Annotated in this window: 13 protein-coding genes; 4 read left to right on the top strand and 9 right to left on the bottom strand. The window is 61.2% G+C overall.

Annotation, left to right across the window (positions count from 1 at the left end):
- The first annotated feature begins 137 nt into the window (after positions 1–137).
- Entirely contained in the window at positions 138–848 is a 711-nt protein-coding gene (locus ACGYKA_RS01285) for an alpha/beta fold hydrolase (RefSeq protein ID WP_067260980.1), read from the top strand.
- 9 nt (positions 849–857) lie between these two features.
- On the opposite strand, the gene phaZ is transcribed toward ACGYKA_RS01285, so the two are convergent.
- On the bottom strand, positions 858–2,189 hold the full coding sequence (gene phaZ, locus ACGYKA_RS01280) for a polyhydroxyalkanoate depolymerase (protein ID WP_394409971.1): 1,332 nt from the start codon (positions 2,187–2,189) through the stop codon (positions 858–860).
- A gap of 50 nt (positions 2,190–2,239) precedes the next feature.
- Here phaZ and ACGYKA_RS01275 point away from each other — a divergent pair, with 50 nt between their 5' ends.
- From ACGYKA_RS01275 to phaR, 3 genes are all read left to right on the top strand, one after another.
- Positions 2,240–4,045 (top strand): PHA/PHB synthase family protein, encoded by a 1,806-nt coding sequence (locus ACGYKA_RS01275; protein ID WP_394409974.1) that lies wholly within the window; start codon positions 2,240–2,242, stop codon positions 4,043–4,045.
- A 151-nt stretch (positions 4,046–4,196) separates the two neighbouring features.
- Positions 4,197–4,640, top strand: coding sequence for a phasin family protein (locus tag ACGYKA_RS01270; RefSeq protein ID WP_394409977.1), 444 nt, complete (start codon positions 4,197–4,199; stop codon positions 4,638–4,640).
- Positions 4,641–4,783: 143 nt separating this feature from the next.
- Positions 4,784–5,332: a polyhydroxyalkanoate synthesis repressor PhaR gene (phaR, locus tag ACGYKA_RS01265; RefSeq protein WP_271687875.1), complete on the top strand. Its 549-nt coding sequence runs from the start codon at positions 4,784–4,786 to the stop codon at positions 5,330–5,332.
- A 31-nt stretch (positions 5,333–5,363) separates the two neighbouring features.
- Here phaR and ACGYKA_RS01260 read toward each other — a convergent pair whose 3' ends face one another.
- The 8 genes from ACGYKA_RS01260 to ACGYKA_RS01225 all read right to left on the bottom strand — a co-directional run bounded on the left by ACGYKA_RS01260 (position 5,364) and on the right by ACGYKA_RS01225 (position 14,067).
- Positions 5,364–6,542: a DegT/DnrJ/EryC1/StrS family aminotransferase gene (locus tag ACGYKA_RS01260; RefSeq protein WP_394409980.1), complete on the bottom strand. Its 1,179-nt coding sequence runs from the start codon at positions 6,540–6,542 to the stop codon at positions 5,364–5,366.
- 204 nt (positions 6,543–6,746) lie between these two features.
- Complete coding sequence (locus ACGYKA_RS01255) at positions 6,747–8,051, bottom strand: NAD(P)/FAD-dependent oxidoreductase (protein WP_394409983.1); 1,305 nt, start codon at positions 8,049–8,051, stop codon at positions 6,747–6,749.
- Positions 8,052–8,065: 14 nt separating this feature from the next.
- Positions 8,066–9,427 (bottom strand): glutamine synthetase family protein, encoded by a 1,362-nt coding sequence (locus ACGYKA_RS01250; protein WP_067260991.1) that lies wholly within the window; start codon positions 9,425–9,427, stop codon positions 8,066–8,068.
- Positions 9,427–10,116 (bottom strand): type 1 glutamine amidotransferase, encoded by a 690-nt coding sequence (locus ACGYKA_RS01245; protein ID WP_394409986.1) that lies wholly within the window; start codon positions 10,114–10,116, stop codon positions 9,427–9,429. The genes ACGYKA_RS01250 and ACGYKA_RS01245 overlap by 1 nt, the downstream gene beginning before the upstream one ends.
- 10 nt (positions 10,117–10,126) lie before the next feature.
- Positions 10,127–11,461 carry a glutamine synthetase family protein gene (locus tag ACGYKA_RS01240; protein WP_067260995.1) on the bottom strand — a complete coding sequence of 445 codons (1,335 nt, stop codon included), beginning with the start codon at positions 11,459–11,461 and terminating at the stop codon, positions 10,127–10,129.
- A gap of 100 nt (positions 11,462–11,561) precedes the next feature.
- Complete coding sequence (locus ACGYKA_RS01235; RefSeq protein ID WP_394409989.1) at positions 11,562–12,368, bottom strand: ABC transporter permease; 807 nt, start codon at positions 12,366–12,368, stop codon at positions 11,562–11,564.
- Complete coding sequence (locus ACGYKA_RS01230) at positions 12,365–13,249, bottom strand: ABC transporter permease (RefSeq protein ID WP_394409992.1); 885 nt, start codon at positions 13,247–13,249, stop codon at positions 12,365–12,367. Before ACGYKA_RS01230 ends, ACGYKA_RS01235 begins: the two co-directional genes overlap by 4 nt.
- Before the next feature lie 80 nt (positions 13,250–13,329).
- Positions 13,330–14,067 carry a transporter substrate-binding domain-containing protein gene (locus tag ACGYKA_RS01225; protein ID WP_271687868.1) on the bottom strand — a complete coding sequence of 246 codons (738 nt, stop codon included), beginning with the start codon at positions 14,065–14,067 and terminating at the stop codon, positions 13,330–13,332.
- Between the last annotated feature and the right edge of the window lie 16 nt (positions 14,068–14,083).

The raw sequence follows: 14,083 nt of genomic DNA, 5'->3' as shown, positions 1-14,083 counted from the left end.
GGGCGCGGGCATGGAACCGCCGACGCGCCCGCGCGCCGCTGTCCCCCGAAACCACCCATGCTAAGAGACCGCCAAACCCAAGGGGGACGGCATGAAACCACGTTATTTCAACCGCATATCGCACCGGAGCCTGTCCAATGGCTGAGCCGATCGTTCTGCTGCCCGGCATGATGTGCGACGCGCGTGTCTTCACGCCGCAGATCCAAGCGCTGTCCCCGCGCGGGACCGTGGTGCTGGCCCCGATCACCCAAGGCGAACGGATCGAAGAGATCGCCTCGGGCCTGTTGGATCAACTGCCGCCGCGTTTCGCGCTGGTGGGGCAGGGCATGGGCGGTGTGGTGGCGCTGGAACTGCTGCGCCGCGCGCCCGACCGGATCAGCCGCATCGCCCTGCTGGCCACCCATGTGCTGGCCGAACTGCCCGCCATTGCCGCGGACCGTGAACCGCAGATCATCATGGCGCAATCGGGCAAGCTGGGGGAGGCGATGCAGGCGCGGATGGCCAATGGTTTCCTTGCCCCCGGCAAGGGGCGGGGCGAGGTACTGACCCGCGCGATGGAGATGGCCGAGACGCTGGGCGGCGATGTCTTCGTCCGCCAATCCCGCGCGTTGCAACGGCGGCGCGATCAACAGGCGGTGCTGCGCAAATGCAAGGTGCCCGCGCTGGTGCTCTGCGGGGAACATGACGCGCTCTGCCCGGTCAAACGCCATGCCTTCATGGCCGAGATGATCCCCTATGCCAAGCTGACGGTGCTCGAAGACGCGGGCCATCTGCCCAGCCTAGAGCAGCCAGAGGCGACCACCGCCGCGCTGCGCGACTGGCTGCATCAACCTCTGGTGCTGCAATAGGGCAGTGGCTTAGGCCGCTGCCGGTTTATCGCTCTTCTTGGCCTCGGTTTTCTGAGAAGCGGGCTTTTGCGTCCCGGGCGTTTGTGGCGCAGGGTTCTGCGGCTCAGGCGTGCCGTTGTTCGCGTCGATAAAGTCGAGCACCAAGGGCCGGATGTTGTTGCGCCAGCTTTTGCCCGCGAAGATCCCGTAATGGCCCGCGCCCTGCTCAAGATGGCTGGCCTTCTTGGCATCTGGCAGCCCGGTCAGCAGATCAAGAGCGGCGATGCACTGGCCGGGGGCCGAAATGTCATCCTTGCTGCCCTCGACCGTTTTGACGGCGACGGTGGTGATCTTGCCGATGTCGACCTGACGGCCCGCCACGGCAAAGACATTCCGCGCGATCTCGCGCTCTTTGAAAATCCGCTGCACGGTCGAGAGGTAGAGCTCCGCCGGCATGTCCATCACGGCAAGGTATTCGTCGTAGAACTTGTTGTGCTTGTCATGCTCATGCGCCGTCTTTTGTGCCACGCGGGTGATCTGATTGGCAAAGGCATCGCGGTGGGTGTCATTATTCATCGAAATGAAAGAAGTAAGCTGCAACAGCCCCGGATAGACCTTGCGCCCCACGCCCGCGTATTTGAAGCCGACCTGCTGGATCATCATCTGCTCAAGCTGGCCCATGGTCACGCTATGCCCGAAATCGGTCACATCCGTGGGCGCGGCATCGGGATCGATCGGCCCGCCGATCAGCGTCAGCGTGCGCGGCTGCGCTTCGGGCGCTTCCTCGGCCAGATAGGCGGTGGCGGCCAGCGTCAGCGGCGCAGGCTGGCAGACCGCGATCACATGGGTGTCGGGGCCAAGGTAATGCATGAAATCAACGAGGTAGAGCGTATAATCCTCGATGTCGAACTTGCCCGCACTAACTGGAATATCACGCGCATTGTGCCAGTCCGTCACATAGACATCGCAATCAGGCAGCAGGGAGATCACAGTGGAACGGAGCAGCGTGGCGTAATGACCCGACATCGGCGCGACCAAAAGAACCTTGCGGCCCGTCTCTTCGCGGCCTTGGACCGAGAATTTCAGCAAATCGCCAAAGGGCCGTTCCATCACCGGCTCGATGCTCACCAGACAGTCCTGCCCCTTGGGGCCGACCACCGGGGGGATGTCCCAATCGGGTTTCACGACCATGCGGGCAAAGGTCCGTTCCGTCACCTCACCCCAAGCGGCGAGCCATTCCATCGCAGGGTTTGGAAACAGAGAGAAAGCCGGGTAGGATGCCATAGCAAGCGCAGAAGCGCCGAGCCATTGATTGGTGTTCCGGATGGACTCCATCATGTCGTAGGTGGCCATATAGCGCATGTGGGGGCTCCTTTATGCTGCACCTGCGAAGATAGGAGGTAAGGGTTAAGATGACAACAGAATCCGAGAATCCCGAGATTGCCGAGCCTCAAGCCCTGTCTCGTATGGCGCAAAACTTGAAAAAGGTTGAAGAATTAAGCCAGCGCCTGACCCGTGTGATGGCGCAACGCGAGGGCCATCAGCCCGCGCTCGATGGTCCGAACCAACAGCTTTTCGCCAAGGCGGCACAGTCTTACTGGGCCGAGGCGATGACCAATCCGGCCCGTTTGATGGAGCATCAGATGGGCTATTGGACCAAATCGGTCGCGCATTTCGTCGAGGCGCAGCAGGCGCTGGCCAAGGGCGGTTTGGCCCCGGTTGAAGAGGACGCGCCGACCGACAAACGTTTCGCCAACCCGCTGTGGCAAACGCATCCCTATTTCAACTTCATCAAACAGCAGTATCTGATCAACGCCGAAGCGCTGCGCCAAGCGGTCGAAGATGCCCAAGACATGGACCCGGCCGAGAAAAAGCGGCTGGTCTATTTCAGCCAGCAGATCATCGCGATGATGTCGCCGACCAATTTCCTCGCCACCAATCCCGACGTGCTGGAACGCGCGGTTGAGACCGAGGGCGAGAGCCTTGTGAAGGGTCTAGAAAACCTGATCGCGGATCTGGAGGCCAACAATGGCGAGTTGGTCGTGAAATTGGCGGATGACAGCGCCTTTGAGCTGGGCCGCAACATCGCCACCACGCCGGGCAAGGTGGTGTTTCGCAACCGCATGTTCGAGTTGATCCAATACACCCCCAGCACCGAAGAGGTCCATAGAACCCCGCTGTTGATCTTCCCGCCGTGGATCAACAAGTTCTACATTCTCGACCTCAAGGCGCAGAACAGCCTCGTCAAATGGCTGGTCGATCAGGGGCACACGCTGTTCATCGTCTCATGGGTGAACCCCGATGCCAGCTATGCCCAAATCGGCATGGAGGATTACGTCGAAGAGGGCTACCTCGCCGCGATTGAAGAGGTGAAGGCGATCACTCAGGAAAAGCGCCTCAACGTGGTGGGCTATTGCATCGCCGGCACCACGCTGGCGCTGACCCTGTCGCTGTTGAAAAAACGTGGCGATAGCTCGATCAAATCCGCCACCTTCTTCACCGCGCTCACCGATTTCTCGGATCAAGGAGAGTTTCAGCCCTTCCTCACCAATGACTTCATCGACGGGATCGAGGCCGAGACGGCGGATAAGGGCATTCTGCCCTCGGTCGTCATGGCGCGCACCTTTTCATTCCTGCGGTCCAACGATCTGGTCTATGGCCCTGCCGTGCGCAGCTACATGATGGGCGAGACGCCCCCGGCCTTTGACCTGCTCTATTGGAACGGCGACGGGGCCAATCTGCCGGGGCAGATGGCAATGCAATACCTGCGCGGCCTGTGCCAACGAAACGAATTGGCCGAGGGCGGTTTCAAACTGCTCGGAGAGCGGCTGACGCTGGATGATATCGAGGTGCCGCTCTGCGCCGTGGCCTGTGAGACGGATCACATCGCGCCGTGGAAAGACTGCTACCGCGGGGTGCAGCAGATGGGCTCGAAGGACAAGACCTTCATCATGGCGCAATCGGGCCATATCGCGGGCATCGTCAATCCACCCAATCGGAAGAAATACGGCCACTATGTGAACGGCGATCTCACGCAGGACTACGCCGCATGGCGCGAGGCCGCCGCCTTTCACGAAGGGTCTTGGTGGCCGCGGTGGGGCAAGTGGCTTACCAAACGGGCAGGGGCAATGATTCCCGCACGGTTTCCCGGCGACGATGGGCGCGAAATTCTCGCCGATGCCCCGGGCAGCTATGTGACCCGCAAGGCAAACGACTGATTACCTTAGGTAATCCAGACACCCTTCGGGCTCATGCTGCAATGCAGAAAAAACCTTGAAATGCTGCGCTGCGGCATCTATGTTGTGGTCAGACGCGAAACGGACGGGTCTCCCCGCTCCCTTGCCACAGTAGCATTAAAAGGATTGAGACATGACCAAGACACCTGACATGACCGCGATGTTCAAAGACGTTCTGGGCGCTTTCCCGGTGGATAACGCCGCCATGCAAGACGCATTCAAAAACACCGCCACCCTGAACGAGAAACTCTCCGGCGTTGCCTTCGACGCGGCTGAAAAATCCGCCGACATCTCCACCGCCTGGACCAAAGAGACGCTGGCCCGCCTGACCGACATGACCAAGGTCAAAGCCGAGCCCACGGACTATGCCAAAGCGATGACCGATTTCGCCTCCGCCTCCGCCGAATCCGCGGCCGAGCATATGGCCGCCTTCGCCGAGATCGCGAAAAAGGTTCAGATGGACACCGTCGAGCTGATGATGTCGGCTGGTAAAGACCTGCAAAGCGACGCCAAAGCCGCCACCACCGAAGGCGTGGCCACCGCACAGGCTGCCGCCAAAAAAGCGACTGTGAAGTAAATCTGACGCTGGGCTTTCCAGCGGCAAGGAATGCTTAAAGAAAGGGCAGGTCCAGACGGGCCTGCCCTTTTGTCATGCGCTCTTTCTATTTGCCGATCGCTGTCCTAAGCTGCGATGCAGCACCATTGGTCGGGAGTAATATCATGGCGGACAAACCGAAGCCCTTGCTGATAAAACGCTATGCCAGCCGCAGGCTCTACAACACCGAAACAAGCGATTACGTCACGCTGGAAGATATCGCCGGTTTCATTCGCGACGGGCGCGAGGTTCAGATCGTCGATCTGAAATCCGGCGATGACCTGACACGGCAATATCTGTTGCAAATCATCGCCGAACACGAAAGCCGGGGCGAAGCCGTCTTGCCGGTCGATGTGCTGACCGATCTGGTGCGCAGCTATATGTCGGGCAATGTCTCGGTGGTGCCGCAGTTCTTGCAGGCCTCCTTCGACATGCTGCGTGATGGCCAGTCCAAGGCGATCGAAAACATGAGCGCGATGAACCCGATGGCCAAGATGCCCGGCATGGAAGCGATGCAGGCGCAGCAAGAAGCCTTCATGAAGGCGATGACCGGCGGCTGGGCCAAATCGACCACGCCAGAGCCGCCCAAACAGCAGGCCGAACAGGGCGACGATCTGGACGCGATCAAAAAGCAGTTGGCAGAGTTGCAGGATAAACTGTCAAAGCTGAACTAACCCTGCAAGAAGCGGGCGTCGGGCGCCCGCCTCAGGCCGCCTGCGCCTCGGCCACATCCGCCAGCGCGCCCAAAATCACATCCGCCACGGCGTCGATTTCCTCCAGCGTCAACTGCACCGGCAGCCGCACGTCGCAGGCCCGCATCAGCATGGCGCGGGTGCGCGGCAGCTCGGGCAGGTCTTCGATGAATTGCCAGTTCCAAAAAGCGCGGGCGTTGTCGGTGCTTTGGCCAAAGACCTGCACCTTCACCCCCACCGCCTCCGCCGCTGCCGCGAAAGCGCAGATGCTGGCATCAGAGAGGCCCACCAGATTGAACTGGATCGAATCCGGCGCCCGGGTCTCACCGGGCAGGGGGCTCGGCACCTCGATCAAGGGGGAGGCCGCCAGCCGCGCCGCCATGTGATCGTGATTGCGCAGCCCATCGGCCACCCGGCGCGGCAAATGCGGCAATTGCGGCCGGATGATCGCAGCCGAAAGGTTGGACATGCGCAGATTGTACAGCGGCAGCCGGTTCTGCCATTTGGCAAAACTGTCTTGCAGGGCCGCGTGTTTCTTCCAATTATGCTCATAAGCGCCCGACATGATGATCGCCCGCGCCACCAGATCGGCGTCATCGGTGATCAGGATACCGCCTTCGCCCGCGTTAATCATCTTGTAGGACTGGAAGGAAAAACAGCCGATCTTGCCAATCGTCCCGATTTTCCGCCCCCGCCAAAGCGTGCCCAGCGAATGGGCCGCGTCTTCGATCACCGGCACGCCAGCGGCCTCGCAAAGCCCCATGATCGCATCCATATCCGAAGTATGCCCCCGCATATGGCTGATGATCACCGCCCGAACGCCCGGCAGTTTGGCGGCGAAATCCTCCAAATCCACACGGTAATTCTCGCCCACCTCACAAAGCACCGGCTTGCAGCCTGCGTGGATCACTGCAGAAGGCACGGCAGCAAAGGTGAAACCCGGGATCAACACCGGCGCCCCAACCGGCAAGTCCAAAGCAAGCAAGGACAGAAACAGCGCGGCCGAGCAGGAGGACACGGCCAGCGCATATTCACTGCCCATCATCTGCGCAAATTCGACCTCCAACAGGGAAACAGGCGCGTCCTTGGCCGCAGTATAGCGAAAAAGATCGCCACTTTGCAAAAGCTCCGCAATGGCGGCCTCCGCTTCGGCAGGGATCGGTTCGGCACGGTGCATGTCGGGCAAAGCCATATTTCAAAATCCTGAATAATGATTTCCAGAATAGTAAAACAAACGCCCGCGCAAACCAAGGGGGGATGCCCCCACAACAGGCCACCCCCTCTTCCCCTCCATCCTTTCTCAAATACCCTCGGGGGAATCGCGCCAAAGGCGCGATGGGGGCAGCGCCCCCGCACTCCACCAATCAGCCAACCCGCAACACCGCTCAAACCAAAATCACAGCCCCAACCGATCCCGCGTCGCATACCAAAGCATCGCAAGCACCAAAAGCGCGCTCCGCAGAGAGGCCCCGCCGGGGAAAGCCTGCGTCGGGATCGCGGCCATCGTGTCGAAACCCGCGGCATCGCCTTCGATCGCCTTGGCCATCAGATAGCCCGCATGGGTCGCGGTCCCAACCCCGTGACCGGAATAGCCCGAGGCCGAGAGGATGTTCGGCGCGAGCCGGGCCACATAGGGCAGGCGCTTCATCGTGATGCCAAGAGTGCCGCCCCAAGCGTAGTCGATCTTAACGTCCTTCAACTGCGGAAAGACCTGCGACATCGGTTTGCGCACCTTGGCGGCGATGTCCTGCGGGAAGCGATAGCCATAGCTCTCGCCGCCGCCAAACAGCAGCCGTCCGTCGTGCGACAGTCGGAAATAGTTCACCACAAAGCGGCTGTCGGCCACGGCCACGTCGCGGGGCAGCACATCGTTCACGCGGTCGCCCAAAGGTTCGGTCGCGGCGATGAAATTGTTGATCGGCATGACCCTGGCGGCCACGTCACCGTTCAGTTTGCCCAGATAGCCATTGCAAGCCAGCACTACATGATCGGCGCTGACGCTGCCGGTGGCGGTTTGCACCAGCGCCTTGCTGCCCTCCACGATGTTCTCGGCGGGACTTGTCTCATGAATGCGCACGCCTGCGGTGGCAGCGGCGCGGGCAAGGCCGAGGGCGTAGTTCAAGGGGTGCAAATGCGCGGCCCCCATGTCGAGCACGCCACCCTTGTAGTCGGGCGAGGGGCAGACCGATTGCAGCGCGGCATGATCCAACACTTCGATCTCATCATAGCCATAGCGCTTTTGCAGATGCTCTGCATAATCGTGCAGATGCCGCACGTCAGATGTGGTGGAGCCGGTCCAAGCCACGCCGGGCTTCAGGTGGCAGTCGATCTCATGTTTCGCGATGAGGGATTTGACCAGTTCCTTGGCCTCTTCGCCCATCTGCCACAGCTTGGCGGCATGGTCTTCGCCCAGCATCTTTTCGAGCCCGTCCTGCTCGACCCGTTGGCCCGAGCCTAACTGTCCGCCATTGCGGCCCGAGGCGCCGAAGCCGACGCGCTGCGCGTCCAAAAGCACCACGTCATAGCCCGCCTCGCTGAGATGCAGCGCGGCGGAAAGCCCGGTGTAGCCGCCGCCAACGACACAGACATCGGCCTTCGTATCGCCCTGAAGCGGCGGGTAGGCCGCGTGTTTCGTGGCGGTGGCGGCGTACCAGCTGGTGGGGTACTGGCCGGGCGTGTCATTGGCGTAGAGCAGGTTCATCGGGCCTCCGGGCGTTAGACGTTCATCAGCAGATGTTCACGTTCCCAAGGCGAGATGACCTGTAGGAACTCCTCATATTCCGCGCGTTTGACGATGGAGTAGACGCGGGCAAAATCGGGGCCCAACGCCTCGTGCAATTCCGTTGCCTCCTCAAAGAGATCAAGCGCTTGGCCCAGAACCTGCGGGATATCCCCTTCGCCGACATAGGCGTCGCCCTTAAACTCGGGCAGCGGGTCTTTCTGCTGGATCAGCCCTAGATAGCCGCAGGCAAGGCTGGCCGCGATGCCGAGGTAGGGGTTGCAATCCATCCCGGCGAGACGGTTTTCCACCCGACGCGACTTTGGCCCCGAGAGCGGCACGCGAATGCCCGTGGTGCGGTTGTCGCGGCCCCATTCAAGGTTGATCGGCGCGGCGTGATCCTTGACGTAGCGGCGGTAGGAATTGACGTAGGGCGCGATCACGGCGAGCGCGCTTGGCATGTGGTTTTGCAAACCGGCGATGAAATGGCGGAAGGGGGCGGTCTCTTCCCCTTCAGCATCGACAAAAATATTCTCGCCGGTTTTCACATCCAGCACCGAATGGTGGATATGCATGGCGCTGCCCGGCTCATCGGCGATGGGTTTGGCCATGAAGGTGGCGTAGCACTCATGCCGCATTGCCGCTTCGCGGATCAGGCGTTTGAAATAGAACACCTCATCGGCCAGCCGCACCGGATCGCCATGTTGCAGGTTGATCTCAAGCTGGCCTGCGCCGCCTTCTTGGGTGATGCCGTCGATCTCGAAACCCTGCGCCTCGGCAAAGTCGTAGATGTCGTCGATCACGGGGCCGAATTCATCCACGGCGGTCATCGAATAGGCCTGCCGCGCCGCCGCCGGGCGGCCCGAGCGGCCCATCATTGGCAGGATTTCCTTGGCCGGGTCGATGTTGCGGGCCACAAGGAAAAATTCCATCTCGGGGGCCACGACCGGCTCCCAGCCCTTGTCGCGGTAAAGCTGCACCACGCGTTTGAGCACATTGCGCGGCGAATAGGCCACCGGCTTGTCGTTGCGGTCATAGGCGTCGTGGATGACCTGAAGCGTCCAGTCCCCGGTCCAAGGTGCGGCGGTGGCCGTGTCCATATCCGGGCGCAGGATCATGTCTTTTTCGATGAAACCGTCATCGCCCGCCGCTTCGCCCCATTCGCCGGTGATGGTCTGGTAAAAGATGCTGTCGGGCAGGTGGAAATACTCTTGCCGCGCGAATTTCGACGCCGGGACGGCCTTGCCCCGGGCGATGCCGGGCAGGTCGGGGATGATACATTCCACTTCGTCCAGACGCCGGCCCTCAAGATAGGCGCGCGCCGCTTCGGGTAGTGCTTCTGTCCAATCCTCGGCCATCAGGCCCTCTCTTTCCTGTTGTCTTTAAAGAATGCGGCCATTTGCTCCGCGATTTTTTGGTTGTCGATGGGGCCGCCTAAGGCGGCTGTCGCCTGTTCCAGCAGATGCTCGGGCACTACGCCCTTGCCACGGGTTTTGATCAAGCCGTCGATGAAGTCATGGCCGAATTCGGGATGCGGCTGCACCGTCCAGATGCGGTCGTCATAGGCCAGCGCTGCATAGGCGCAAAAATCCGAAGAGGCGACGACGCGCGCCCCTTCGGGCAGTTCCACGATCTGATCCTGATGCCATGCGTTCAGCGCCAGTTTCTCACCGTCCATGTCGTATTCGGTGCGGCCAATGGACCAGCCGTTGGTGAATTTCTCGACCTTGCCGCCAAGCGCTTGGGCGATGATCTGATGCCCGAAACAAACGCCGATCAGGGGGCGGCCATCGGCATAGGTCTGGCGGATGAACTCCTCCAGCGGGGGGATCCAGTCGTGATCTTCATAGGCGCCGTGTTTCGATCCGGTAATAAGCCAGCCGTCGGCCTCTGTCACGCTGTCGGGCAAGACACCATCGACGACCGACCAGATTTGAAAGTCAAACCCGTGGCCGTCCAGCAGTTTGGTGAACATCTCGCCGTAGTCGCCCAGCTGTTCGCGAAAGTCGTCGGGGGAATGGCCGGTTTGCAGAATGCCGATTTTCATGTGTCACCTGTTACACAGTGTCGAGATAGATCTCGACCTGTTCCTCTGGGGTCAATTCCTGCATGTAATGCAATTCCTGACGCTTCGTCAGCACGAAGTTGCGGATCATCTCGGGCGCGAAAATCCGCGCGACATGGGGGCAGCTTTCAAAAAGGTCGATGGCGGTTTTCCAATCGCTCGGCATGCGCGGCAATTCGGCGGCATAGGCGTTGCCGGTGATCGGGGCGGGCGGCTCAAGCGCGTCTTCGATTCCGTTGAGCGCTGCACCCAGCACGGCGGCGAGCATCAGATAGGGGTTCACATCCCCGCCCGATACGCGGTGTTCGATGCGCCGCGCCTTGTGGCTGCCCGAAGGGATGCGGATCGCGGCGGTGCGGTTCTCATAGGCCCAGCAAACCCCGGTGGGCGCATGGGATTCCGGCACCATCCGGTCAAAGCTATTGGCATGCGGGCAAAAGACCAGCGCCGAGCCCTGCATCGCGTTCATGCAGCCCGCCACAGCGTGGCGCAGCGTGTCTGTCCCCTTCGGCCCGCCATCGTCGAAGATGTTGTCGCCCTTCTCATCCAATACCGAGAAATGCGTGTGCAGGCCGGAGCCGGAGTAATCCTCGTAAGGTTTCGCCATAAAGCTTGCGGCAAAGCCGTGCCGCCGTGCCAGACCCTTAACCAGCATCTTGAACAGCCATGCGTCATCGGCGGCGCGCAGCGCGTCGTCGCAATGCATGAGGTTAATCTCGAACTGGCCCAGACCCGCCTCGGAAATGGCGGTGTCGGCGGGGATGTCCATCTCTTCGCAGGCGTCATAAAGATCGGTGAAGAACAGATCGAACTGGTCAAGCGCGCGGATCGACATGGTCTCGGCCGCCTTGCGCCGCTTGCCCGACCGGGGCGACACAGGCACCTGAAGGTTGCGGCCCGAATCGTCGATCAGGAAGAATTCCAGCTCAACGGCGCAGACCGGCGTCAGCCCGCGCGCCTTGTAGCGGTCGAGCACCGCGCGCAGCGCATGGCGTGGATCGCCGGGGTAGGGGCGGCCATCTTCGCGGAACATCCAGATGGGCAGCAGGGCCGAGGGCGCATCTAGCCATGGCATCGGCATGAAGCCCCGTTCGGTCGGTTTCAGTACGCCATCCGCATCGCCCGTTTCGAACACCAGCGGACTGTCGTCGATATCCTCGCCCCAGATGTCGAGGTTCAACACTGAGACGGGAAAGCGGGTGCCTTCGGTCGTGACCTTGTCAGCAAAGCGCGAGGGGATGCGCTTGCCCCGGGCTTGGCCATTGAGGTCAGCGGCGGCCACACGAATGGTGCGGACCTGAGGGTTTTTGCGAAGCCAGTTGTTCATACATCACCTGAAAGGGCGGTGGGCATGTCACAAAGCGGTTCGCCCGGGGGCAAAAGCGGTTGGCGCCCACGCGCCGCGTAATTTGATCAAATAATGGATACTACCGGATCAAATTAGGACGCAAGCGAATTTTACGGCGTTGCGCCTGGGGCAGGTGGCGGTTGAGGCGGGAATTGATCAAACCGAAGACGCCGATGATGCAGAGTGTTAGAAGGATGAAATAACCGGCAAGAATGGGATAGGGGACGAAGGGGTTGAAGGTCTTATCCGCGAAATAGCTGGCGTAATAGAGCGCGTCACCGCGCTGCTGCCATGCCGGGAAACCGCTGAAAAACACGAGCGTTGTGGCGTGAAACAGGAAAATCGCCTCATTCGTATAGGCGGGCCAAGCGAGCCGCAGCGAGGTGGGCCAGATCACCCGGCGAAAGCGCGACCAACCGGACAGACCATAGGCATCCGCGGCCTCCACATCGCCCTTGGGGATGGATTGCAGCGCGCCGTAAAAAATTTCGCCCGAATATGCGGCAGTGTTAAGAAAGAGCACGATCAACGCGCCCAGCCACGCCGCCGTGAAGGGGGCGAAGAAGGCGTATTCCGATTTCAGCGACAGAAACAGGAAGTAGCCAAAGAAGAACTGGATGAAGAGTGGCGAGCCACGGAAGATGAAGATGAACCACTCCGCCGGTTTGCGGAACCACGGGTTGGCGCTGGCCTTGCCGACGCCAAGCGCCGTGGCAAAGAAAAAGCCGGTCACCAAAGCGACGACGCCAAAATATACGTTCCAGATCATGCCCGAGCCAATCAGCGTGAACTGCTCGCAGAGCGTGAAACTGTCGCGCGGCAGCAGCCGCTCGCCATAGCCCAAGGACCGCAGGCCATAGTCTTGAATCGTTTGCAGACAGCTCATGCGCCGGCCCTCCGCTGGGCTTCGCCGCCGGTTGTGGCTTGGCCGCGTGTCAGTCGTTTCATCAGACGGTCCAACGTGATCTCGGAAATGCGGGTGAAGAGCAGGTAGAACACCAGCAGCGCGAGGAAGTACCACATGCGCCAGTCAGGGTGCGGGTAATCGGTAAAGCGCGGCGTCTTGGTGCCGCCCAGTTCACGCGCCCAATAGACGATATCTTCGACCCCCAGCAGGAACAGCAGCGGCGTGGCCTTGATCAACACCATCCACAGGTTGCTGAGGCCGGGCAGGGCATAGACCCACATCTGCGGCACCAGCACCCGCCAAAAGGTCTGGCGGTGGGTCATGCCGTAAGCCTCGGCCGTTTCAAGCTGCGCATTCGGCACGGCCCGCATGGCCCCGAAAAGCACATTGGCCGCGAAAGCCCCGAAAACGATGGCGAAGGTAAAGACGGCGAGGCCGAAGCCATAGGTCTCATGCACCCATTGGGCGGCATTGCCCAAGGGCATCTTGGCCTCTTGGCAGACGACGAAGTCGCTGCCTTGGCGGATCGGCATATCCCAATCGGGGCAGAGCACCTTGTGGCGCAGATACTCGATGCCCTGATCGAGCGCGATCACGAAAAACAGGAAGAAGGCGATATCCGGCACACCGCGCACCAGCGCGATATAGCCCTTGCCGACCCAACTGAGCGGCGCGAAACGCGCGCGTGCCATCATGGCCCCGCCAAAGCCGAAGGCCAGTGCCACGGGGGCGGTAACCGCCAAAAGCAGCAGGACCTTCAGGAAGGACAGGTAGAAGGACATATGGACGCCGGTGGTCAGGTAACAGGCGGTCCAGAGCCAGTCATTCAGGGTCGACGGATCGGTGCAGAAAGAGAACATGGGCCCCCGTGGGCTGATCTGCGCGCGGGGCCCGCGCAGGCATGGTCAGGCGCGCCGCGACGGGCGCGCCTGAGATGGAATCACTCGTAGGTGGTGGTGTCTTCGCCGAACCACTTCTTGAGCATCTCGTTGAGCGTACCGTCTTCCTTCATCTCAGTGATGACGGCGTCAAAGGTGTCGCGCAGTTCGGTGTCGGACTGGCGCAGGCCCATGCCGATGCCACCGCCGAGCGGCACATCGTCGCCCACGAACATCAGTTCACCGCCGGATTCCTCGACGATCGGCACGAGGTAATCCTTGTCGGCGAAGACCGCGTCGGCCTCACCGTTGCGCACGGCGGCGACGGTCTCTTCCGGGGTTGCGAATTCGATCAGCGTGGCGCCGCTTTCGGCGACATAGCCCGCCTGGATGGTTGCGGTCTGACCGGCGACAACGCCGCCTTCGAGGTCCGCGTCCTCAGAGGCCGCGACATAGGCCGAGGCGGTGGGCGGATAGTAGTTCTGCGTGAAGGCGATGACTTCCTTACGCTCGTCGGTGATGCTCATGCCCGCCATGATGGTGTCGTAGTTGCCCGACACGAGGTTGGGGATGATGCTGTCCCAATCGTTCTTGACCCATTCGCAGGTCAGTTCGGCGCGCTCGCACAGCTCGTCGCCCAGTTCACGCTCGAACCCGTCGACTTCGCCGGCGTCGTTGATGAAGTTGTAGGGGGGGTAGGCGCCCTCGGTGCCCATGCGGATGGTTTTGCCATGGGCTTCGGCCATCGCGAAGCCCGCGGTCATGCTGAGCGCGACGCTTGCCAGTAGGATCTTTTTCATTTGGTAACTCCCTTTG

Source organism: Sulfitobacter sp. 1A15106, from assembly GCF_043556995.1.
Lineage (GTDB): Bacteria > Pseudomonadota > Alphaproteobacteria > Rhodobacterales > Rhodobacteraceae > Sulfitobacter > Sulfitobacter faviae.
This window is presented reverse-complemented; position numbering and strand designations above follow the sequence as displayed.